This window comes from Lactobacillus porci, from assembly GCF_009695985.1.
Lineage (GTDB): Bacteria > Bacillota > Bacilli > Lactobacillales > Lactobacillaceae > Lactobacillus > Lactobacillus absianus.
On sequence record NZ_VUMX01000001.1, the window covers coordinates 169,389 to 191,493 of the forward strand.

At 45.4% G+C, this 22,105-nt stretch carries 21 protein-coding genes; 17 read left to right on the forward strand and 4 right to left on the reverse strand.

The window, feature by feature from the left end:
* Nucleotide 1: 1 nt before the first annotated feature.
* The 8 genes from gatB to FYJ62_RS00985 all read left to right on the forward strand — a co-directional run bounded on the left by gatB (nt 2) and on the right by FYJ62_RS00985 (nt 7,545).
* On the forward strand, nt 2–1,432 hold the full coding sequence (gene gatB / locus FYJ62_RS00950) for an Asp-tRNA(Asn)/Glu-tRNA(Gln) amidotransferase subunit GatB (protein WP_154546899.1): 1,431 nt from the start codon (nt 2–4) through the stop codon (nt 1,430–1,432).
* 32 nt (nt 1,433–1,464) lie between these two features.
* Nucleotides 1,465–2,391, forward strand: a complete 927-nt coding sequence (locus FYJ62_RS00955) for a diacylglycerol kinase family lipid kinase (RefSeq protein ID WP_154546900.1) — start codon at nt 1,465–1,467, stop codon at nt 2,389–2,391.
* 58 nt (nt 2,392–2,449) lie between these two features.
* Entirely contained in the window at nt 2,450–3,169 is a 720-nt protein-coding gene (locus FYJ62_RS00960; protein WP_154546901.1) for a TMEM175 family protein, read from the forward strand.
* On the forward strand, nt 3,156–4,511 hold the full coding sequence (rlmD, locus tag FYJ62_RS00965; protein WP_154546902.1) for a 23S rRNA (uracil(1939)-C(5))-methyltransferase RlmD: 1,356 nt from the start codon (nt 3,156–3,158) through the stop codon (nt 4,509–4,511). The genes FYJ62_RS00960 and rlmD overlap by 14 nt, the downstream gene beginning before the upstream one ends.
* 68 nt (nt 4,512–4,579) lie before the next feature.
* Complete coding sequence (locus tag FYJ62_RS00970; RefSeq protein WP_154546903.1) at nt 4,580–4,765, forward strand: hypothetical protein; 186 nt, start codon at nt 4,580–4,582, stop codon at nt 4,763–4,765.
* On the forward strand, nt 4,762–5,646 hold the full coding sequence (locus tag FYJ62_RS00975) for a hypothetical protein (protein WP_154546904.1): 885 nt from the start codon (nt 4,762–4,764) through the stop codon (nt 5,644–5,646). The genes FYJ62_RS00970 and FYJ62_RS00975 overlap by 4 nt, the downstream gene beginning before the upstream one ends.
* Before the next feature lie 389 nt (nt 5,647–6,035).
* The gene (locus FYJ62_RS00980; RefSeq protein WP_154546905.1) at nt 6,036–6,953 is read left to right on the forward strand and encodes a hypothetical protein; all 918 of its coding nucleotides are present in this window, start codon (nt 6,036–6,038) and stop codon (nt 6,951–6,953) included.
* A gap of 43 nt (nt 6,954–6,996) precedes the next feature.
* Nucleotides 6,997–7,545 (forward strand): GNAT family N-acetyltransferase, encoded by a 549-nt coding sequence (locus FYJ62_RS00985; protein ID WP_015450220.1) that lies wholly within the window; start codon nt 6,997–6,999, stop codon nt 7,543–7,545.
* Nucleotides 7,546–7,993: 448 nt separating this feature from the next.
* Here the strand turns inward: FYJ62_RS00985 and FYJ62_RS00990 are convergent, their stop codons facing one another.
* Both FYJ62_RS00990 and FYJ62_RS00995 read right to left on the reverse strand, forming a co-directional pair.
* Nucleotides 7,994–8,665 (reverse strand): sigma-70 RNA polymerase sigma factor region 4 domain-containing protein, encoded by a 672-nt coding sequence (locus tag FYJ62_RS00990; RefSeq protein ID WP_154546906.1) that lies wholly within the window; start codon nt 8,663–8,665, stop codon nt 7,994–7,996.
* A gap of 267 nt (nt 8,666–8,932) precedes the next feature.
* Nucleotides 8,933–9,118 carry a hypothetical protein gene (locus FYJ62_RS00995; protein WP_154546907.1) on the reverse strand — a complete coding sequence of 62 codons (186 nt, stop codon included), beginning with the start codon at nt 9,116–9,118 and terminating at the stop codon, nt 8,933–8,935.
* Nucleotides 9,119–9,609: 491 nt separating this feature from the next.
* On the opposite strand from FYJ62_RS00995, the gene FYJ62_RS01000 reads away from it, so the two are divergent.
* Genes FYJ62_RS01000 through FYJ62_RS01030 form a run of 7 tightly spaced genes read left to right on the forward strand, consistent with a single transcriptional unit; the run spans nt 9,610 to nt 19,512 of the window.
* On the forward strand, nt 9,610–10,803 hold the full coding sequence (locus tag FYJ62_RS01000; protein WP_154546908.1) for an ABC-three component system protein: 1,194 nt from the start codon (nt 9,610–9,612) through the stop codon (nt 10,801–10,803).
* A complete protein-coding gene (locus FYJ62_RS01005) occupies nt 10,800–11,048 on the forward strand; it encodes an ABC-three component system middle component 7 (RefSeq protein ID WP_154546909.1) in 249 nt (82 codons plus the stop codon). Before FYJ62_RS01000 ends, FYJ62_RS01005 begins: the two co-directional genes overlap by 4 nt.
* A complete protein-coding gene (locus tag FYJ62_RS01010; protein WP_154546910.1) occupies nt 11,011–12,687 on the forward strand; it encodes a DUF2326 domain-containing protein in 1,677 nt (558 codons plus the stop codon). Before FYJ62_RS01005 ends, FYJ62_RS01010 begins: the two co-directional genes overlap by 38 nt.
* A gap of 16 nt (nt 12,688–12,703) precedes the next feature.
* Nucleotides 12,704–12,958 (forward strand): helix-turn-helix domain-containing protein, encoded by a 255-nt coding sequence (locus FYJ62_RS01015; RefSeq protein ID WP_404537770.1) that lies wholly within the window; start codon nt 12,704–12,706, stop codon nt 12,956–12,958.
* Nucleotides 12,958–14,988, forward strand: coding sequence for a type I restriction-modification system subunit M (locus tag FYJ62_RS01020; RefSeq protein ID WP_154546912.1), 2,031 nt, complete (start codon nt 12,958–12,960; stop codon nt 14,986–14,988). The genes FYJ62_RS01015 and FYJ62_RS01020 overlap by 1 nt, the downstream gene beginning before the upstream one ends.
* Nucleotides 14,981–16,414, forward strand: a complete 1,434-nt coding sequence (locus FYJ62_RS01025; RefSeq protein ID WP_195837364.1) for a restriction endonuclease subunit S — start codon at nt 14,981–14,983, stop codon at nt 16,412–16,414. The genes FYJ62_RS01020 and FYJ62_RS01025 overlap by 8 nt, the downstream gene beginning before the upstream one ends.
* A 2-nt stretch (nt 16,415–16,416) precedes the next feature.
* Nucleotides 16,417–19,512, forward strand: coding sequence for a type I restriction endonuclease subunit R (locus tag FYJ62_RS01030; protein ID WP_154546914.1), 3,096 nt, complete (start codon nt 16,417–16,419; stop codon nt 19,510–19,512).
* A 501-nt stretch (nt 19,513–20,013) separates the two neighbouring features.
* Here the strand turns inward: FYJ62_RS01030 and FYJ62_RS01035 are convergent.
* Both FYJ62_RS01035 and FYJ62_RS10710 read right to left on the reverse strand, forming a co-directional pair.
* A complete protein-coding gene (locus FYJ62_RS01035) occupies nt 20,014–20,286 on the reverse strand; it encodes a hypothetical protein (RefSeq protein WP_154546915.1) in 273 nt (90 codons plus the stop codon).
* Nucleotides 20,287–20,606: 320 nt separating this feature from the next.
* Nucleotides 20,607–20,921, reverse strand: a complete 315-nt coding sequence (locus tag FYJ62_RS10710) for a hypothetical protein (RefSeq protein ID WP_229771798.1) — start codon at nt 20,919–20,921, stop codon at nt 20,607–20,609.
* A 149-nt stretch (nt 20,922–21,070) separates the two neighbouring features.
* On the opposite strand from FYJ62_RS10710, the gene FYJ62_RS01045 reads away from it, so the two are divergent.
* Both FYJ62_RS01045 and FYJ62_RS01050 read left to right on the forward strand, forming a co-directional pair.
* Entirely contained in the window at nt 21,071–21,451 is a 381-nt protein-coding gene (locus tag FYJ62_RS01045; protein WP_154546916.1) for a hypothetical protein, read from the forward strand.
* Between the two features lie 133 nt (nt 21,452–21,584).
* Entirely contained in the window at nt 21,585–21,734 is a 150-nt protein-coding gene (locus FYJ62_RS01050) for a hypothetical protein (protein ID WP_154546917.1), read from the forward strand.
* Nucleotides 21,735–22,105: the final 371 nt, after the last annotated feature.

Sequence of the window (22,105 nt, forward strand, 5' to 3'; positions counted from 1 at the left end):
AATGAATTTTACGTCAACTATCGGTCTTGAAGTCCACTTTGAATTGAAGACTAAGAGTAAGATCTTTTCACCTTCACCAGTAACCTACGGGGCCAAGCCAAACACGGAAACCAACGTAATTGACTGGGGCTACCCAGGCACTTTGCCAATGGTCAACAAGGAAGTCTACCGGCTGGGCTTGATGGTCGCTTTGGCAACCCACTCCCATATCAACCCGGTAACCCACTTTGACCGGAAGAACTACTTCTACCCAGACAACCCAAAGGCTTACCAGATCACCCAATTCTTCAAGCCACTGGCTGAAAACGGCTATGTTGAAGTCGAAGTTCACGGCAAGAAGAAGAAGATCCACATCCACGAAATGCACATCGAAGAAGACGCCGGCAAGAACACCCACGGGACCAACGGCTTCTCATACGTTGACTACAACCGTCAAGGGGTGCCATTGCTGGAAGTTGTTTCCGAGCCTGAAATGACTGACCCGGACGAAGCCGTAGCCTACCTGGAAAAGCTGCGTGAAGTCGTGCAATTTACTGGGGCTTCCGACGTTAAGATGGAAGAAGGGTCAATGAGAATTGACACCAACATTTCCATTCGTCCAGCTGGGCAAAAGGAATTCGGGACCAAGGTCGAAATGAAGAACCTGAACTCCTTTGAACACGTTCGCCTGTCCTTGGCTTATGAACAAAAGCGGCAAGAAGCCATCCTGCTGTCAGGCGGCCGGATCCAAATGTCCACCCGCCGTTTTGACACCAACACTGGCAAGACGGTCTTGGAACGTGTCAAGGAAGGGGACGCGGACTATCGTTACTTCCCAGAACCAGACCTGGCTCCATACCACATCAAGCAGGAATGGGTTGACGACATTGCAGCCCACCTGCCAAAGACGGCTGATGAGCGCCGTGACCTGTACATCAATGAATACGGCTTGAAGCCATACGATGCTGGCGTCCTGTTGCAAAGCAAGGAAAGCTCAGACTTCTTTGACCAAACCGTAGCTAATGGCGCTGATCCAAAGCAAGCAGCCAACTGGATGAACACCCAAGTCAACGGCTACTTGAATGAAAAGCACGCAAGCCTGAAGGAAATCGCCTTGACCCCTGCCAACTTGGCAGCGATGATCAAGCTGATTTCTGACGGGACGATCTCCTCCAAGATCGCCAAGAAGGTCTTCGCGGAAACTGTTGCCAACGGCACTGATCCGCAGAAGTACGTTGAAGAAAATGGGATGGCCCAATTGTCAGACGAAAGCGTCCTGGCACCAATGGTCAAGGAAATCGTCGACAACAACCCACAATCAGTTGAAGACTACAAGAACGGCAAGGACCGGGCAATCGGCTTCCTGGTTGGGCAAATCATGAAACAGACCCGCGGCAAGGCCAACCCAAAGGTTGTCAACAAGCTGCTTTTGGCTGACCTGAACGCCCGTTAATTATAAATCAGTAGGAAATTAAGGTGAGGCAAATGACTAAGAGAGCACGCTTGATCTATAACCCTGTTTCTGGCCATGAGCAGATGCCTAAGAACGTTGCTGATATTTTGGATATTCTGGAGCAGGCCGGCTATGAAGCCAGTGCCTTCAGAACCACCCCAGAAGAATTCAGCGCGCAAAATGAAGCCACCAGAGCGGCCAAGGAAGGCTTTGACCTGGTTGTTGCCGCCGGCGGCGACGGGACCATCAACGAAGTCGTCAGCGGGATCGCCTTCTTGGAAGAAGACGAGCGGCCGCGCATGGCGATCATTCCGGCTGGGACGACCAACGACTACGCCCGGGCCTTGTCAATTCCGCGCGATGACGTGGTGGCGGCCGCGAAGGTGGTCTTGAAGAACAAAGTCCAGAAGATGGACGTGGGCCGGGCTGACTTTAGCGACGGCATTAGCAAGTACTTCGTCAACATCGCCGCGGCTGGTTCTTTGGCTGAGCTGACCTATGGGGTTTCATCAGACGTCAAGTCAGCTTTGGGCTATGCCGCCTACCTGATCAAGGGGGCGGAAATGCTGCCGCGCCTGAGCGAATGCGAGATGCGCCTGACTTTTGACAAGGGCGTCTACGAAGGCAAGCTGTCCCTCTTCTTGCTGGGGATGACCAACTCGATCGGTGGTTTTGAAAAGATCATGCCTAACGCGGAACTGAGCGACGGCTACTTCCAGTTGATCGTCGTCAAGCCAAGCGACCCAGGCAACCTGCTCCGCCTGATGGCTTTGGCCATGAACGGGAAGCACGTTGATGATCCAAACATCATCTACACCAAGACCCGGACTTTAAAGGCAGAATTGATCGGGAACAACAAGCACGACAACCTTTCCGTCAACCTGGACGGGGAAGAAGGCGGCAGCTTCCCGGTAACTTTTGAAAACTTAAAGCAGCGGATTGAATTCTACATCGGCTAGAACTGCTATAATAGAGTTTGACTTTGGTCAAACTCTATTTTTGTTATGGGTGTAAGCAATGAAAAGAAAACAAAAGATTGTGGCCAAGGCGCAGCAGCTGAACTTGAGCCAGCAAGAGCAGGAAGAATGGCAGAAGCTGCGTGAGCACCAAAAGCAGGCGCAAGCCCAAGCCGCCAGCAAGTTGGCGGACCACTTGACGACTTTTAATGACGGGGTGATTGCCATTATTATCACGATCGTGGTTCTGGAAATCGAAGCGCCGATCGCGGATCGGGCTTATGGAAATTTCGTTGAGCAGATCGGGATTTATTTGATCTCCTTTTTTGTGGTGGCCAACTTCTGGTATGAAATGCACAAGAATTTCAGCTACTTTATCTGGAAGGCGGATAAATGGACGATGATTTGTGACTTCTGCTTTTTGGCCAGCCTGTCTTTGGTGCCGGTAATGACCAAGTGGCTGATGGATCACTTATCCATGCTAGCCGTGGTTAATTTCGGAATCGTGTACTTTTTGGTTCAAACTTTTGAATTATTGACTGAACGGATGGGGATGCGGGCTTCTTTGCCCCACATTCACTCTTTAAGCCAGATCATGAGCCGGGTGGCCAGAACCAGAATCGTCTGGCTTCTGGTCTTGAATCTGCTCTTTATCGGGATTTCTTTTATCAATCCCCGTTTCGGAATGGTCTTGTACTTAGCCTTTCCAATCATCAACTTTATTGCCCCAGAATATGACCGCCGGCAGCGGTCCAAAGGAGAACAACATGAAGAAAAATGAAATCGTCGAAGTCGAAATCACCGACTTGTCCTATGAAGCCATGGGGGTTGGCCACGTCGATGGGGAAACCGTCTTTGTGAACAACGCTTTGCCTGGCGAAATTGTCAAGGCCAAGATCCTGAAGACCAAGAAGGCCTTTGCTTTTGCCAAGATTGAGGAAATCATCAAGGAAAGTCCCGACCGGGTTAAGGTGCCGCTGCGCCAGTATCTGCAAACGGGTCTGGCCAGCCTGGCCCACCTTAAGTATGACAAGCAGCTGGAATTCAAGCAGCAGCAAGTGGCAGAACTCTTGAAGAAGGTTCATTTGGATCAAATCAAGGTCAACGCTACCCTGCCAAGTCCGCTGCAAGACAGCTACCGCAACAAGGCGCAAGTGCCGGTCAGAGAAGTGAATGGCAAGCTGGAAATCGGCTTCTTCCGCCGGCATTCACACGACCTGGTGCCACTGGAAGACTTCTTCACCAATGACAAGGAAATCGACCGCGTCCTGCTGGCAGTGCGCGATATCTTGCGGGAAAACCATGTTCCAGCCTATGATGAAGTCAAGCACCAGGGTGAAGTGCGCTATTTGGAAGTCCGCCGCGGGATCGCGACGGGCGAGATCATGGTCATCCTGGTTTGCCTGCACAAGGAATTCCCAGGGTTGGCCAAGGTGGTTGACGAAATCAAGGAAATTGCCGGGGTCAAGAGCATCTTCTTGAACCACAATCCCAGAAAGACCAACGTGATTTTGGGGACGAGTGACTATCTCCTGTGGGGCAAGCGGTATATCGATGACAAGATTGGCGATTTGACTTTTGAAATCTCACCGCAATCCTTCTTCCAGATCAACTCTTCCCAAACGCCGCGCCTCTACGACTTAGCGATCAAGCAGGCGGGCTTGAAGGACAGCGATTTGATCGTTGATGCCTACTCCGGGATCGGGACGATCGGCTTGTCAGCGGCCAAGTACGTCAAGGAAGTGCGCGGGGTGGAAGTAGTCAAGGCCGCGGTCAAGGATGCCAAGAACAACGCACGCATCAACCAGATCCACAACGCCAAGTACTATGCTGGCAAGGCGGAAGACTTGATGCCGAAGTGGGCTGAAAAGGGCCTGAAGACCGACGTGATTTTCGTTGACCCACCGCGTAAGGGGCTGAGCCCGGACTTTATCGAGGCCGCGGTCAAGACCGGCCCAGAGAAGATCGTCTACATTTCCTGCAACCCGGCAACACTGGTGCGTGACATGCAGCTGTTCATGGAGAAGGGGTACACGACTGATGAGGTTTCACCAGTCGACATGTTTCCGCAGACCCCGCATGTGGAATGCGTGACCGTGCTAGAACGAACACAAAACGATTAAAATTTGCTGAAAGGTTGGCTGGCCCGCTGGCCTCGGATTGCGCTATCCTTATCAGGGCTTCGGATTATATGAATGATCCTGATGAATTTAGATGGGCTAGTAGGCTAGGGAAGAATCACTTAGAAGAATTAGGAGCTGGGAAAGAGGAAATAGCTGAATTTGATAGAATGATTGAAAGTCAGCCCTTTAAAGATTCATATATTTGGTCGTTCACAAAAAATTCAGAAATTTATGATTCATTGAGGAAAGGATGATAAGCATAGCTAACAATAATGTTGAATCAGCAGATAGGCTATTAAGAAATTTATCTCAAGATGGTTTTTTCGGTAAAGAGTCAAAGTGGCTGAATGCTATTCGTGATAGGGTCGATACTACCACCTATATATATGAGTCGGCGTTGTCAATTGTTAATACTGATTATGGAGATAACAAAGTGATATACCAAATCAGTAATCTATTATTGCTAATATATGTAGATGCGATGAAGATTGATGGTCAACGGTTAAAATGTATACTTGTCTCATTTATTGAAGGAACGGATGAGGTTCCTAGTTCAGAAAATTTGACTAGCTATAAAAACTATATTGTTGAAAAGGCAAAATTAGATGAGTCTATAAAAGAGCTTTCCGCAAGCCAATCGATAAATTTAGCGGATAAAATGACCCTAGGTAATGATTTTGCAGCGCATTATTCATCGGCAGTAGAATTTGTGTCTAAAATTTTGGTATCATTAATCCAAATAGACAGTTTAATTGGAAAAAAAGATGTTAAACTTGCCAGGATAGAAGGAATGTCTACAGCAGAAAAGTTAAATTATTTACGAAAATCCAAAAATTGTGACTGGAATTTCATAGTAAATATGGTCAATAAAAACGTAAGAAATGCAGAAAGTCATCTAAACTTTTCTTACAATCCTGAGTCAGAAAGATTCATTGGTAAATACTTTCACAGAAAACGTGGTAAGTATGTGGAGCTATCAATTTCAGCAGAAGAATTTATCGGAAAAACCTTAAAAGGGGTTGAGGCAGTCATATTAGGCTATATTCTCTCTAACTTTATGTTGTATTTGTCGGCTGAAGATAGGTATAAAGCTATGGAAATAGTAAATTTAATGGATAAGGAACTAGATTCATAGACCGTTTACCTCAAACCGACATAAAACAAATTGGCCCATCAGACACAAGTGTGTCCATGATGGGCCAATTATGGATATTAGCGGTGGAAAATTAAGTTATGGCAGAAGCGTTGATTTGGTAGCTTTTAAGTATGTCTTAGGCTAGACAGCAAGGTTGCCGGGACATATTGAATGCGTGACCGTGTTGAAAAGAACAAATTGAAAGAGGACCGAAAAAGCCCGTGTTTAAGCCATTTCTGCGGCATCTGTCTTTCTGAGAAGAGAGGCGGGTGCCGCGTTTTTTTATAGAAAAAATGTGAAAGTTGGTCGGGCGTGGCTGTGGGAAGGCTTTTCTGTTTTTCACGAATTCCAAACATGATATACTAAGCATCGAATTGTGCTGATGAGAAATGGATATAATTGCAACTGATTTCAAAGCCACTTGGAAGAAGACAAGATACGTATTCCAAGATATAAATCAGGATTTGGCTCAGCCTACGAAGGAGTGGTTGGATACACTCACTGAGAAACAGATCCTTGCGGTTATTGTATGGCATTTCAGGAGAGATCATTTTAGTGAAGGTAGCTGGATCGCAGATTCTGGAGCTGATGGACATATGGCTGTATTGGTGGATGCATTGTCGGGAAGATGCGAGCGACAGGGTTTAATTATGAAGACAAAGACAATAGAAACCGACGGAATTACATATATAGAGCCTGTTCCCGGAGCCACAAGTGAGTGGTATTACGGTATGGATTATGAACACGGTGATCTTTACGAGGCCGAAGAACTGTTTAAGGATGGACATGTGGTAAAAGGAAGAAAGCTTTGTCTTGTCCATTTTCCGGACGGAGAGGTTTTCTTTCCAGTTCCGAAGACAGAGGGGCATTATAGTGAAAAACCGATATTCTTTGACGGCGGAATATATATGCTTGATGTGGATTTTCCAAATGGAGTGATCAGGATTGTCAGATTCGACAGCAGAGATCATCAGGTAAGCATTCATACGGAGCTTCCGCTTTCATCAGTGAAGGATTGTTATAATCTGCAGCTGCGTATCAGTCCACTTACGCTTTTGAGACAGAGCGGTAATGAATTGGATATTGTTTGGCCGGAGAAGGTCAGCCTTTCAATGGAGGATCATGATACCTTCTTTTTACGGGATGGAGAGAAACTGTTCTTTAACAGATGGTTTGAAGAAGGGGAAGACGTGGATTACAAGTACTGGGAGGAGACTATAGTTCGGGATCTTAATGGAAATGTAATTGAGATATTTCCCGGGGATGTAATGCAGATGCCAAATGGAGAAATGTGGTACTTGAAGTAGATTCTTAAGAGAAGATGACAAATCGAAAGTTAGAGGATTAGACATGAATCATTGTGGAACCTATACGATAGAAACGAAAAGGCTGTTGTTAAGAGAATTTATGGTCGAAGATGCAGAGGCCATGTTTCAGAATTGGGCATCAGACAAAGAGGTTACAAAGTTTCTGACATGGCCTGCTTATACCAGTTTGGATACCGCAATTCATATATTGAATGAATGGACTGCGTCCTATGAAAAGCCGGACTTTTATCAGTGGGCAATTGTGCCGAAAAATCTCAACGAACCGATTGGTTCAATATCTGTTGTATCAATCAATGAAAAAACGCAGATGGCAGAAATTGGTTACTGCATTGGCAGACCGTGGTGGAACCGTGGAATAACTTCGGAAGCGTTGAGTGCAGTAATTAATTTTATGTTCGATCAGGTCGGTGCGAATCGCGTCCAGGCAAAACACGATGTAAATAATCCTCATTCAGGACTGGTTATGAAAAAATGCGGAATGAAGTATGAAGGTACCCTAAGAAGCGCGGCTGTAAATAATCAGGGCGTCTGCGATGTGAGCATCTATGCATTATTAAAGTCAGATCGATAACTTCCAGTTCAATGTGGTTTGCAATGTCGCTGATATCATTGAAGGTAATGGAGCATCATATTTCTGACAAATTCCCGAACAGCATGTCCCTACCTTGACCAATTCCCAGACAGCATGAACCAGTATGATTATTTTTTCTACTGTCTCGGGGCATGTTGAGACCGTGGCTCTGCTAACGAGAGTAAATTGAAAGAGGGCTGGAAAAGCCCGTGTTTAAGCCATTTCTGCGGCATTCGTCTTTCTGAGAAGAGAGGCGGGTGTCGCTTTTTCTTTTTGAAAAAATGTGAAAGTTGGTCTGGCGTGACTGTGGGAAGGCTATTTTGATGAATTTTTAACTGGCGAGACTGTAGCTTTGCTATTTTCGGAGGTTGTGACTGTGGAAAGGCTATTTGACCAGGAATAGAAAAAAGGCGATGCAGAATCATCATCTGCACCGCCTCCCATCGTGTTAATCCTCTTTGAAAAATTCGCTTTCCAGCTTCTTTATCCGCTTCCGATCGGAATAGATTGTGTTGCTGGGAAGATTCAGCATTTCATGAATTTCCTTCACACTATAACCTTCATCCTCGAGCAGCTTGATTTTAGCCAGCTTCTTCTGATGCTTCGCAAGAAAGTTAATAAGCTCGTCGTATAAAATACGCCCCATAGCTTCAGTGCTCGTGATGTCCTCTGTGGCAGGTTCCCAGTTGCTGTTCTTCTTCAGGTCTTCGATATAGGATGTTTGATTTGTCTCCATATCCTTCCCGGCATTTGGACAGCAGGTGCAGGATGCCCTGCGGCAGATGATCGGTGTTCCATGAGCACCTTCAACACGGCACTTATGTGAACGAAGGTTACGCTTATCCTCCGACCAGTCAGGCCGCATCATCGCATTGAACAGTTCCTCAAGGACGGGTACCATGTAGCATTTGTACTGACGACTGCCTTTCCACCACATGCGAATAAGTTCTGGTACAAAACTGTGTGCTGAGGTGTCAGCAGTCTCAATATCCATCGGATACATCCGGTATCCGTCAGGAGGCACGATTTCAACTCGTCCATCCTCATAGGTCTTAACTTCTACTGTTGCATAAATTCTGCCGTTTTCATAAAAATTTACTCTTTTGACTTTGATTGCCATCTTGGCGTCCTCGTTTCTTTCCGAAACGGGGAGCCGGTGATGACAGATTCAATTTTTCCTTCATTCAGGCCACCTAAGCGGGTTACCCCGTTTCTAATCAGCGTCCAGCCGTGCATGAAGCTGAACCAAATTTGTCTTGTTGCCTGCTCCATCCGGAGATGCACTCGTCTATCCGCGGTAGGGCGCACCGAGTGGAGCAGGGAATTCCCTTGCCTTGTCCTGATCGTTAGCTGGACGATAGGACCGAAGGACTTTCGTATTCAGTTGTCAGTCGTAGTTCTCGATGTAGGCATAAAGCTCAGAGAATACTTCTTCGTAGTCGCCCGGATTCAGGTCGTAGATGCTTCTTGCACCATGTTCCCTGAGAATGAAGTGAACAACTTCTCTTCCGCAGATACCGGCAACCTCGTCTGCTGTGTTTTCCAGATTGATAATCCAGTCTTTGTTTGACATGCTTTTGTCTCCTTTTGTCATGGAGGCTTGCTTACCCTATGAACAATGTCCTCGTTTGCAGGTGCATCACCAAACGTTCGGGTCAGCCTTGATCAGGGGCTATTGCTTGGCGGTGACATGTTTTCTGAAATAGGAGCGTAGGTTGGTCTCTTATTTCAGATGTGCTCATCTCATCTGCTCGAGCCATCTCTGTGCACGAGAGTGAGCATCTGTGAAGGGTGGACAGTTTAACGACATATCCAGGTCGTTGGATTTTCGACTTTCGGCTTCCAGAGTCTTGATGTCACTTTGAAAAAGCAAATATTTACGTGATCACGCAAATAAATTCCTTTAAGGATAGAAATAAACACGATATTCTACTATGCTGTTAGATGTAAGGCGTTCCCTCTATCTGCAAATAATTCTAAAAAAATCGCCGGCAATAGTATTTGCCAGCGATTTACCACCAATTTACCAGTGATTTTCCGGACGCCCAGTTTTGGAGGTGTAATGTGAGTGAACTAAATACGGCTTCTTATATACTGACCCTTCGATCTGGCCTTTCGGCGAACGGAGGAAAAGAAGCTGCAGCGAATCTGATTCTTGGGACAATCAATAATCAAGATTATGTTCGAGAACATGGATATGAAGAGGATCTCTCTTCCAAAAAGATAAGCCGAGTGTTAGGAGAACTGGCTAATACACCTGATGGTATTAAACAGGCATCAGTTATCCCTGAAGTGATAGATGAGACTATTGAAAATTTTAACAAAGACGTGATTCCAGATTTGAATCCTCATCTGAAGGACGATACTTTGGCAAACATCAGAAAGCTCATCAGGTGCGATGTGACGATTTCGGAGCCAAAGAAGGAATCTCTTCTGAATTATTACAAGCATGGGCAGACTACTAAATTTCTTGCTTACACCTTTTTATATGCAGTTAATAAACCCAACATAGTGAGAGAAGGTGAAGAAGTTCAAGTTGACGACATACCGTTCCTTGCAGAGGTGGGGTATGAATGCCCGTTGTGCCATAAGGAGCTTGTTGAGCAGGTGCGCGGTAGGGCAAGAAAAAAGTATAGGATTACTCAGATCTTTCCGAATGACCTGGATGATAACACAGCAGCGGAGTTTGAGGCAGAATATCCAAAGCCGTTGAACTTGAATGCTCCAGAAAACTTAATAGCCCTGAATGAAGAGGAGTCCAGCGATTACTTGTTTGATCCATCAGTGGAGCTTTATAAGAAGTTATATGAGACTAAGAGGGCTCTGGTTAAAAGCCACCAAGCAAAGATGAATGTAAACCAGGAACAGCTGGAAGAAGAGATCAGAACTGTCCTAGATGCAGTTATGGATTTACAGGACCAGCCAGCGACTGAGCCGCTTAACTTTGATGCCCTGCATGTTGATGAAAAAATCAAAGAGCCATTCGTACTACGGAAAACCGTGAGGGACGAGGCGATTACTTATTACAGCTATATTGAGAAGGTGTTCAGGGATTCTAATGCAAACTTTGATGTCATTGCTTCGCAAATAAAAGCTAGTTCAAAGATGCTGGAGAGTTCTGGACTTTCTCAGAAAGAAGTGATAAGTCAGCTCTCCGAATGGATCAGACATCGTGCTGGGCTCGGAGACGATGCAGAGATGGCCAGCAATATAGTTGTTTCGTTTTTTGTTCAAAACTGTGAGGTGTTCCATTCATGAAATTTCCAAGCAAGGTTACCCCATATAAAGAAAGTTCAATCGCAAAGATGCCGGTCATATTAAATGCACTTGAAAAGTGTGATATGACTCCAAAGGAGCTTTATGGAAAGGTAAAGAATAAGATGTCAGGTATACAGGAGTTCATTGACCTTTTGGATAGTCTGTATGCCATGAGAAAGATAGATGAAAAGGAGGGCGCCATTCATTATGTTGACGGAAATAAGATGCGAAAAATTTGTAAGTAATGGTCAGCCCAGAGAACCTATAGAATTTCATCCAGGCCTGAATGTTGTTCTGGGGGATGACAATGGATCAAATTCTATAGGAAAGTCGACATTCCTTATGATAATTGATTTCGTCTTCGGAGGAAAAGATTATATCAAGAAGAGCAAGGATGTGCAGGAAAATATTGGAGAACACAATATTTGCTTTGCATTCGACTTCGAAGGCGAGAAATACTATTTCAGCAGGAATACTGTTCACTATATGCAAGTGCAGAAATGTGACGAAAAATATCAGCCACTTGCGAATACAGAACCATTAAGCTTGGATGCATATAATGATTTTCTCAAGAGCAAATACAACATCAGCAAGGAATGCTCAAGTTGGAGAGGTGCAGTCTCAAGATTTATTCGAGTTTATAAAAGAGAAACACTAAATGAAAATCATCCACTAAAGTCAGCAACATCGGAGTCTGCAGATAAGGCAATCAAAAGTTTTATGAAACTTTGGGGTAGGTACGAAGTTGTAGAAAAACAGATAAATGCGGCAAGTCAAGCAGCTGATGAAATGGATGCCTTTAATAAGGCACAGCGGTATAACCAGATTCGTAGTGCCAGAAATAAAAAGGAATTTGAAAAAAATAATAAACAGATTAAGTCCCTGCAGGATAAAGAGAAAGACTTAGTAAAGAACAGCAATGAGGGCCTTTTAAATCTAGATGGTATGCAGGCACAGAGACTTTCTGAGCTGCAGACTCAGATAGTTCATTTTCAGCGTGAAGCAGCTCAGGTACGCCACGATCTTAATAATGTTAGACGTGATATGACTGGTGAAAAGAAGAGCTTTACGAAAGGATTTGGTGAATTAGAACGATTCTTTCCGAATGAGGACTTCCGTTTGCTTGAGGAGATAGAAGCTTTTCATAAGCGCTTATCTAAAGTGCTGCAGGATGAATACAAGGATGCCGAGCGAAAACTCGCGACTTCCTACATGACGTTGAATAACGAAATTGTAAGGCTCAAAGAGGAAGTGGCTTCAATAAAGAAGATCCCGAATGTATCGACAGCTATTTTGAAAGAGTATGCCAGAATTATGACCGAACTCAATAATCTTCAGGAAGCGAATAAGAACTATGAAGAACATGAACGACTTAATAAAGTGGCAAAGGAATATGCTGAGAATCGTGACAATGTTATCAAGGATCAGTTGTTTGCCATTCAATCTGCAATCAACCAGGAAATGCGTGCGATAACCAATCAGATTCTTGGCAGAGGAAAGCAGTCGCCAATATTAAAACTTGAAGGATTAAAAAAGTATTCCTTCGAGACACCTAATGACGGCGGAACCGGAGCACAGTTTAGAGGGGTTATTACTTTTGATCTTGCAAATCTGCGATTGACAACTCTTCCATTCATTGTTCATGACTCAGTTGTTTTAAAAAACCTATCAAAAGATACGCTGGCGAAGATTGTGAAACAGTATGCTTCATTTTCATCACAAGAAGGAATGGAAAAGAAACAGATCTTTATTTCATATGACTCCTTGGATTCTTATGATGCAGATACTGAAAAGATCATGAAAGATCATGCAGTATTGGAGTTATCACCGAATGGCAATGAGCTGTTCGGATGGCCTTGGAACAAGGAAGCGGAGACAAAGTGATATGAAGAAGGAAAAAATGAAATTAGAAACACAGTTTAGTTATAACAAGCTGTGGAAACTTCTAATAGATCGTGGCTTGAAGAAACAGGATCTTCAGAAAATGAGCCATGTGAGTGCGGCATCAATTGCTAAGATGGGACGTTGCGAGAATGTTACAACAGAAATTTTACTTCGGATCTGCGAAGCACTTGACTGTGAAGCGCAGGATATTATGGAGCGAGTAGAAATTCCTAAAAATAATGAAAAGCAGAAAAGCACGGAGGAACAATAATGGATAACCAGGAGTACAACTCGATAGTCAGTTTTATATGGGGAATCGCAGACGATTGCCTGCGCGACGTCTATGTCCGTGGCAAATACCGTGACGTTATTCTGCCGATGACAGTCATTCGCCGCCTTGATGCAATGCTTGAAGGAACAAAGAAAGCCGTCCTTACCATGAAGAAACAGCTAGACGCTGCCAAGATCGACAATCAGTGGCCTGCACTCTGCAATGCAGCTGGACAAGCGTTCTGCAATGCTTCGCCATTCCTTTTAAAGGATCTGACGAGCCGCTCGAAGAAGCAGACACTTGAAGCCGACTTCAGGGCATACCTGGACGGTTTCTCTCCGAACGTTCAGGAGATCCTCGACAAGTTCAAATTCCGCGACCAGATCAGAACTATGGTCGATGCGGATATCCTTGGTGCGATCATCGAAAAGTTCACGTCATCGGATATCAACCTCAGCCCGAATCCTGTCTATAAGGACGCGGAGAAAAAGATCGTGAAGCTGCCGGGACTCGATAACCACGGCATGGGAACAATCTTCGAAGAATTAATTCGCCGCTTTAACGAAGAAAACAACGAGGAAGCCGGAGAACACTGGACGCCGCGTGACGTTGTCGAGCTCATGGCAGACCTTGCGTTTTACCCGGTGGAGGACAAGATTCTGGATGCATCGTACTCCTGCTATGACGGGGCGTGCGGGACAGGTGGAATGCTTACAGTTGCACAGGCACGGCTTTTGACTCTCGCAAAGCGCCGGGGCAAGAACGTCTCCATTCACCTGTTTGGGCAAGAGATTAATCCGGAGACTTATGCGATTTGCAAGGCGGACATGCTCCTCAAAGGCGATGGTGAGGAAGCTGAGCACATTTCTTATGGATCAACCTTGTCGCTGGACGGAAACCCCTCTCGTCAATTCGACTTCATGCTCTCCAATCCGCCGTACGGCAAGAGTTGGAAAACAGATGCAGACAAGATGGGTGGCAAGAGTGAAATCCTAGACACTCGTTTCAATGCATACCTTCCCAGCGGTGAGGAGCTAAAGATGATCCCGCGCACAAGCGACGGACAGCTTCTTTTCCTGCTCAACAACGTATCCAAGATGAAAACCGACACAGAACTCGGCAGCCGCATCATCGAAGTCCATAACGGCTCATCCCTGTTCACGGGCGATGCAGGAAGCGGTGAAAGCAACGCACGCAGATATCTAATCGAGCGCGATCTTGTGGAAGCTATCATCGCATTGCCTGACAACATGTTCTACAACACAGGCATAGGCACATACATTTGGGTGCTTTCCAATAAGAAGGAAGAACGCCGCAAAGGGAAGATTCAACTCATCGACGCGACCAACATGAAGAGCCCGCTGCGCAAGAACATGGGCAATAAGAACTGTGAATTCACGCCGGAAATCCGTAAGGAAATTGTTCGCATTTTCCTTGACATGGAGGAAAGCGACGTAAGCATGATATTCGATAACAGTGAGTTCGGCTACTGGAATGTAACTGTCGAGCGTCCTCTACGTCTCCATGTATTCCCGGAACGAGAAATCCCTGAAAAAAATGAAAAGGGGAAGCTTTTATTTAAGAAAGCTACAGATCTAGAAATGGTGAGAAAGGCGGTCGCCGATGTGCCGAATGACACACCGCTTGACGATTGGGAAGCTTTTGCCAAGGCGACAAAGCTCAAAAAGACGCAGCTCAAGAAGATCCGTCCATTTATCACGGAAGCTGATCCACATGCAAAAGAGGTTGAAGGCGAATCCGATCCGAACCTTCGCGACTCGGAAAACATTCCGTTCAACTACGATGGCGGGATCGACGCATTTATCGAAAAGGAAGTCAAGCCATATGCACCGGACGCCTACGTGGATGAAAGCAAGACAAAGATCGGTTACGAGATCAGCTTCACTAAGTACTTCTACAAGCCGGTAGAGCTCCGTGATATGAAGGACATCCTTGCCTCGCTTAAGGAGCTCGAGAGGGAATCGGATGGCGTCATGGATGAGATCGTGGAGGGCTTACAGAATGAATAATGCTTATCCAGAATATCAAAGTGTCAATCAAAAGTGGGCTAAGGAGATACCATCTCATTGGCGAATGGAAAGATTAAAACTTGTCTTTGGACTGCGTAAGGAAACAAATAATCCGGTTATTACAGACAATATACTTTCACTTACAGCCAAACAGGGTGTCATTCCCTATGCAGAAAAGGAAGGAGCAGGCGGAAATAAGCCCAAAGCGGATTTGACAAAGTATAACATTTGCCGTGAGGGGGACTTGTTGGTAAACAATATGAACGTTGTCTCTGGGGCTGCGGGTGTTTCGCGGTATACAGGATGCGTGAGCCCAGTGTATTATCCGCTCGTTTTACGTCATGAAGATAACGTTTGGTATTATCACTACATTTTCAGACTTGTAACGTTCCAGAGAAGCTTAATTGGACTCGGTAAAGGAATACTGATGCATGAAAGTGACAACGGAACTTTAACATCAGTTCGGATGCGTATTTCTATGGATTATCTTGGGAATGTCCTCCTTCCTGTTCCTCCCCGCGCCGAGCAGGATCAGATTGTGCGCTTCCTCGATTGGAAGGTCTCTGAGATCAACAAGCTGATTGGAATACGCCGGAAGGAAATACAGGAATTCAATCAACTGAAGAACACGGTTATTACTAAAACTGTAACTACAGGACTAAAACGAGAAGAAATGTGTGGGACAGATAATAGCTACTATCGGATGATTCCAAAAGGATGGCGAATTACGAAAACACTACGTGTCCTTTCACAACCGCTGACGGACGGCCCACATACAACTCCACAGTTATATGAGGAGGGTATCCCCTTTGTTTCTGCAGAAGCTGTTTCGTGTGGTAATGGAAAAATTGATTTTAATCATATTCGAGGATTTATTTCTCAGGACTTTTATGAAGAATGTTGTAAGAAATATGTGCCTAAGATTGATGATATATACATGATCAAATCAGGCGCGACTACTGGACGAGTATCAATTGTAGATACAGATAGAATATTTACTATATGGTCTCCACTTGCCGTTTTCCGTTGTAATCAAGAAGTGATGTTACCGCGTTTTCTCTTTTACGCTTTGCAGGCTTTGCCATATCAACAACAGGTGCAGGATGGTTGGTCATATGGTACTCAGCAAAACATCGGCATGAGAGTATTGGAACAGTTAAAACTTGCTTATCCTGATGTTACTGAGCAAGAGAAAATTGCTTGTTATTTGGACGATAAATGCGACATGCTTGATAAAGCTATTCAATTAACAGAAAGCAAAATAAAAGCGCTTCAGGAGCTAAAATCAACAATCATCTCGGATGCTGTCACCGGCAAAATCGATGTCCGCAATGTTACTGTTCCCGAGTATGAACACGTAGATGACGTCGTTGACGATGATTCGGAGAATAACGAAGAAACAGAGACCGACGGAGAGGAGGCTTGATCATGGCTTTTACTGATAAAACCGAGAAGGGCTTTGAGACGATAATCGTGAACTGGCTCGTGGAGCAGAATGGCTACGAGCAGGGAACGAATGATGATTACAACAAGGAATACACCGTAGACGAAACCCGCCTCTTCCGGTTCTTAAATGATACGCAGCCAAGGGAAATGGCAAAGCTTGGTGTAAATAACAGCGAACAGAAGAAGCGGCAGTTTTTAAATCGGCTTTCTGGGGAAATCGCGAAGCGCGGCATCATTGATGTTCTTCGAAACGGCGTGAAGGCCTACCCGGCGGATCTCATCATGTTCTACTTTACGCCGACGGAAAACAACGAGAAGTCGAAGCAGATGTTTGAAAAGAATATCTTCAGTGTGACACGGCAGCTTCGCTATTCCATCGACGCTTCAAAGCTCGCACTCGACCTTTGCCTGTTCATCAACGGTCTTCCGGTCGTCACGATTGAGCTAAAGAATCATTTCACTGGTCAGTCGACAGCAGATGCCGTTGAGCAGTATAAGGAAGATCGCGATCCGCGGGAACCGCTGTTCTCGTTCAAACGGTGCATGGTGCATTTCGCAGTCGATGACCAGACCGTCATGTTCTGCACGAAACTTGCTGGGAAGGACAGCTGGTTCCTGCCATTCAACAAGGGCTATAACGATGGCGCGGGCAATCCGCCGAATCCGGATGGCATCATGACAGACTATCTGTGGAAGGACATTCTGACGAAGTGGAAGCTCTCCCGCATTATCGAGAATTACGCTCAGGTCGTCGTTGATGTCGATCCAGATACTAAGAAAAAATCGGTTAAACAGATTTGGCCGCGTTATCACCAATTAGACTGCGTTGAAAAGCTGCTCGCAGATGTGAAAGAAAACGGTGTTGGAAAGCGCTATCTCATCCAGCACAGTGCAGGCTCAGGAAAGTCGAATTCTATCGCATGGCTTGCTCACCAGCTGATCGGCCTTGAGCAAGATGGCCATCCGATGATCGATTCCGTTATCGTCGTCACCGACCGCAGGATTCTAGATAAGCAGATCCGCGATACCATCAAGCAGTTCATGCAGGTGAAAAACACGGTCGTTTGGGCGCAGCATTCCAGAGACCTGAAGAAGGCAATCCAGGATGGCAAGCGGATCATTATAACCACGGTTGAGAAGTTCCCGTACATCTCGCAGGAGATCGGTCAGGAACATATCAATAATCATTTTGCCATTATCATCGATGAGGCCCACTCAGGCCAGAGTGGGCGCAATTCCGCGAATATGAATCTGGCGCTTTCCGGCATGGCTTCAGACAACGAAATGGACAATGAAGACAAGATCAATGCGATTGTCGAGGGCCGGAAGCTCGTAAAGACCGCAAGCTATTTTGCGTTCACCGCGACTCCAAAGAACAAGACCGAGGAGATTTTCGGAACGCCATATGAAGAGGATGGTGAAATCAAGCACAGGCCTTTCCATGTCTACACGATGAAGCAGGCTATTCAGGAAGGCTTCATTCTTGACGTCTTGAAGAACTATACGACGATCGACAGCTGGTACAAGATTGCCAAGAAGGTCGAGGACGATCCGATGTTCGACAAGAAGCGCGCCCAGAAAAAAATGCGTTCCTTTGTAGAGGGGAATCCGGATGTTATCGCCAAGAAAGCTGCCATGATGGTGGATCACTTCCATGAGCAGATTATCGCTAAGAAGAAGCTGAACGGAAAGTCCCGCGCAATGGTAGTGACCGCGAGCATCCCACGCTGCATCGAGACCTACTATGCAATCAACAAGTGCCTTGCAGACAGACATAGTCCGTACAAGGCGATTATCGCTTTCTCCGGCGAGTGCAAATACAACGGACAGGAACCTGCCCTGACATCAGCAGAACTGAACGGGTTCCCAGACGCCAAGATCCCGAAGGAGTTCAAGAAAGATCCGTATCGTCTTCTGGTAGTTGCCGACATGTTCCAGACCGGATTTGATGAGCCGTTGTTGCAGACCATGTACGTGGATAAGCCGCTTTATGACATTGCGGCGGTGCAGACTTTATCCAGATTGAACAGGGCTTGTCCAGGGAAGGATGAGGTCTATGTGTTGGACTTTGCCAACAAGACTTCTACTATTGAAGAAGCGTTCTCTAAATTCTACAGGACGACGATTCTATCCGGAGAGACCGACCCAAACAAGCTCTATGACCTGATCACGCTCATGGAAAGCTATCAGGTGTATGACAACGATGATGTAGAGCACGTAGTTGATTTATTCCTTAGCGGAGCTGAACGAGACAGGCTTGATCCGCTGCTTGATCCGTGCGTGGCTACCTACAACGAGCTCGAAACGGACGATCAGATCAAGTTCAAGAGCGCAGCGAAGTCATTTGTCCGTACATACGGTTTCCTTGGCTCTATTCTTCCTTATGGGAATGTGGACTGGGAAAAGTTGTCGATCTTCCTGAATCTGCTAATACCGAAACTTCCGTCACCTCGTGAGGATGATTTGTCAGAGGGCATTTTGTCTACGATCGATCTGGACAGTTATCGGAATGAAGCACAGGAGGCCGTGGCTATAAAACTGGAGGACGAGGACGCCGAAATTGCTCCGGTCCCTGCCGGAAAGGTCGGCCATATCGTCGAGCCGGAACTTGATCCGCTTTCCGAGATCATCATGGATTTCAACGATACGTTCGGAAATATTCAGTGGAATGACGCTGATAACGTACAGCGCCAAATCCTCCGGATTCCGGCGATGGTTTCTCGTGACAAGAAATACCAGAATGCCATGAAGAATTCTGATGAGCAGGAAGCCCGAACAGAAAGCGAGAACGCCCTGCAGAATGTCATTTTCTCCATCATGGCGGACAACATGGAGCTCTTTAAGCAGTTTCAGGACAATTCGTCATTCAAGAAGTGGCTTACGAATATGGTATTCAACCTGACGTACAACAAGGAAGGGAAACCGTATGAAGCACCAGACGATTTGGATTCTTCGAAGGACATAAGTGGCAATTTTACAAGCCATCGTTACCAGACGGAATCATCCACGAGCGGAATGATGGTAGCCGAGGATAAAGCTACATATAGAGAAAAGAAGGACATCGATTCTAAAAAGTAAACAGACGCAGATAAGGGGAGGCATCAAGCGTGGAGTGATCCAAAACTGTAAAGGACAAGACATTCGATGATTACTTTACAGAGGTGGAGCATTCCGAGACGATCAGCGGAATGGTCCGTCCTGGTTCTCTGCGCCTTTTTTGCCTCAACGTCAGAAACGGGAACATCAAATCATCCGAGGGGTTAGTCTGGCCGATGATTATCCAAGTATTTTGACCATGACAGCTTCTGCAAACAAAATGCTGTCAGGAGGCGCGTACAAGATAGAAGCAAGTATCGTAGTGACGATTTTGAATGTGATCTTAATGGGGATATTTTATTTTCGATACCGAAAAACTAAGCGTATCAAGGCACAAGAACAATAAGAAAAAAGACAGACCAAGGTTCCTCGCTTCCGGCAAATGTGTCGGCGGCGAGGAGCCTTTTTATGCTCTGATGTCGATTGTGATGCCGGACTTCAATTCCACGGTGAAGCGGTCATCGTGAATGGTGATCTGCTGGATCAGCTTTCGAACGAGGCTTTCGTCGAATTCGGTGATTTCGGATTGCTGACTTCCGATGAAGTCCTGCAGCTCGGCGACGCGCTTCCGGTGTCTGCCTCGGACTGTGATTTCTGCTCGTGCAACGTAAAGATTTCATCGGCGATGGCATCGTAGTTCTGCTTGCTGTTGGCCTTTCGGATGAGCTCCTTCTGCAGCTCGTCGAGCCTGGCCTGGATACTTTCCGGGCTCATCGTGTCGGCATCCATTATCGTTTTTGCGATGTTCTTCTGCATCTGCCGGAGGAAACCGTCCTTGTCGCTGAGCATTCAGAGGTACAGGAGAAAGCAACTTGATCGGTGACCGACCAAGATAAGCGACCAAGATACCGACCAAGTTAACGGCATACTGGGCCTGGACCTTGATCATAAATCGGCTGAGCAGAGCAGGTCGAGACGATGGCCTCCCTCCTGCCCACTGTGTTATAGGTAGAAAAACACGTGGACCAGTTACCACAGACCCCGCACGTTGAATGCATGACCGTGCTGACTAAGGAATAGCTTTTGCCAATTAACAAAGTCCTTTCACTGCCAGGGATGCTTTTTTGGTTGATGAGCTAATATTCTACGTCTAAATCGGGCAAAAGTTCCTTGAAAGTTTTACCTTCAAACAAGGGAACGTCTTCCACCAACTTACGGAAATTCTTGTTTTGAATTATGACTTTTCCACTGAGTTCTTCGGCAATCATGTAGCCACCGTCACCGTAGGCGGCGGTAATGATATATCTAATACCGTGATACCAGAAAAGAAAATCCATTGTTAAAGGTGGATCGTCCTTTCTTTCCGGAAATTCATTCCATGATTCAGATAACATAAAACTTTCCCAAGTGAAAGGCTTATCTTCTTCTACGTGATCTTTGTTTGGCTTCATTCTATTTTCTCCCAAGTTAGATGTTTTGCTTTTTGAATACCCTTAATATACCAGAGTTATCAAGAAAAGCGTAAACTATCTCATAGAAGTATTTTTGGGGAATGTAATGACGATGAAAAAATTTATCTATATGAGGAAGGAAAATATGGATGTATAAGGTAATCGCAATAAAAGAATATGAATTTACGCGAGATATCATGGTTGAAAGTCAAAAATCCAAACAGCAATATACAGTATTTGATGATTCGGATTTAATTGGAAATGATCAATTCTCTTTTGTGAAAGAGCAAGAGATCTATGATTGTAAGATAGGCATACTATACGAAGTAAATCATTCTGGAAAAAAATTTTATGTTTTATCTCGGGAAAAGGTTGGTAAGATGAACTTATTTAGGGTAGCAAATTCAGACGGTGATAACTTTTATTTGCCAGCCACCACAGATGTAAAAATTGGTAGTCAAATTAAATTGATAGTAAAAAGATATGATTTGCTCTCAGTTAATAATGTAATAAACGATAGGGCGTTATAATTTTATGGAATGAAGCACATCGGAAGAATTATTATGGCTACAGCAGCATTAGGAAGTAACGTCCCTTCATGTCTAAGCGTGAAGGGACTTTTTTAGTCCAATTATTTGCTCTTTCGTCCAAAATCGGGCAAAATTGGACGAAAAAAGAGCTAGTTGGACGAAAGGCTATTACAGCTATGAAAAAGACGTCGACTTAGCCAAGTTCAAGGAAGTCTTCAACGACCATTACGACCAACACGTCACTCTTCCAATCGCGGCTGGTAAAATCAACCGCATCGACTAAAACTAAGCCATTCAGAGGATCAAATTCCCCTGGATGGCTTTTTTCGTAAAAAATTTTGTAAAAATCCAGATCTTGATAGAAATCAATTGGGGAATTATGCTTTCCCGGTATATTAAAAGCATCAAATCAAGGAGGTCGAAAGATCAATGCAAAAATGGTTAATCAACTACCCCCGACCGAGGTCGGAGGTTTGCGACTAACTAGCGTGGTCCAAACAAACTCCCCGAAGAGAGTTCTCCCATAACCAAGCCCGAAGGCTTACGCTGTCGCTTCTCAAGCATCCTTGGCGGACCTCAGATGCTTCCGCAGATTGATTAACTACGGCAGAACAGCACGTGTACGCACTGCTCTAATTTGTTTGTTTCTTTGAT

Coding starts and splice junctions, on each gene's coding strand:
- FYJ62_RS00980 (WP_154546905.1), top strand. CDS start 6,036: ATGGATATAATTGCAACTGATTTCAAAGCCACTTGGAAGAAGACAAGA.
- FYJ62_RS01010 (WP_154546910.1), top strand. CDS start 11,011: ATGTTGACGGAAATAAGATGCGAAAAATTTGTAAGTAATGGTCAGCCC.
- FYJ62_RS00990 (WP_154546906.1), bottom strand. CDS start 8,665: ATGGCAATCAAAGTCAAAAGAGTAAATTTTTATGAAAACGGCAGAATT.
- FYJ62_RS00955 (WP_154546900.1), top strand. CDS start 1,465: ATGACTAAGAGAGCACGCTTGATCTATAACCCTGTTTCTGGCCATGAG.
- gatB (WP_154546899.1), top strand. CDS start 2: ATGAATTTTACGTCAACTATCGGTCTTGAAGTCCACTTTGAATTGAAG.
- FYJ62_RS00970 (WP_154546903.1), top strand. CDS start 4,580: ATGAATGATCCTGATGAATTTAGATGGGCTAGTAGGCTAGGGAAGAAT.
- FYJ62_RS00975 (WP_154546904.1), top strand. CDS start 4,762: ATGATAAGCATAGCTAACAATAATGTTGAATCAGCAGATAGGCTATTA.
- FYJ62_RS01020 (WP_154546912.1), top strand. CDS start 12,958: ATGGATAACCAGGAGTACAACTCGATAGTCAGTTTTATATGGGGAATC.
- FYJ62_RS00960 (WP_154546901.1), top strand. CDS start 2,450: ATGAAAAGAAAACAAAAGATTGTGGCCAAGGCGCAGCAGCTGAACTTG.
- FYJ62_RS00995 (WP_154546907.1), bottom strand. CDS start 9,118: ATGTCAAACAAAGACTGGATTATCAATCTGGAAAACACAGCAGACGAG.
- FYJ62_RS01045 (WP_154546916.1), top strand. CDS start 21,071: ATGTATAAGGTAATCGCAATAAAAGAATATGAATTTACGCGAGATATC.
- FYJ62_RS01035 (WP_154546915.1), bottom strand. CDS start 20,286: ATGCAGAAGAACATCGCAAAAACGATAATGGATGCCGACACGATGAGC.
- FYJ62_RS01030 (WP_154546914.1), top strand. CDS start 16,417: ATGGCTTTTACTGATAAAACCGAGAAGGGCTTTGAGACGATAATCGTG.
- FYJ62_RS00985 (WP_015450220.1), top strand. CDS start 6,997: ATGAATCATTGTGGAACCTATACGATAGAAACGAAAAGGCTGTTGTTA.
- FYJ62_RS01015 (WP_404537770.1), top strand. CDS start 12,704: ATGAAATTAGAAACACAGTTTAGTTATAACAAGCTGTGGAAACTTCTA.
- FYJ62_RS01025 (WP_195837364.1), top strand. CDS start 14,981: ATGAATAATGCTTATCCAGAATATCAAAGTGTCAATCAAAAGTGGGCT.
- FYJ62_RS01005 (WP_154546909.1), top strand. CDS start 10,800: ATGAAATTTCCAAGCAAGGTTACCCCATATAAAGAAAGTTCAATCGCA.
- rlmD (WP_154546902.1), top strand. CDS start 3,156: ATGAAGAAAAATGAAATCGTCGAAGTCGAAATCACCGACTTGTCCTAT.
- FYJ62_RS10710 (WP_229771798.1), bottom strand. CDS start 20,921: ATGAAGCCAAACAAAGATCACGTAGAAGAAGATAAGCCTTTCACTTGG.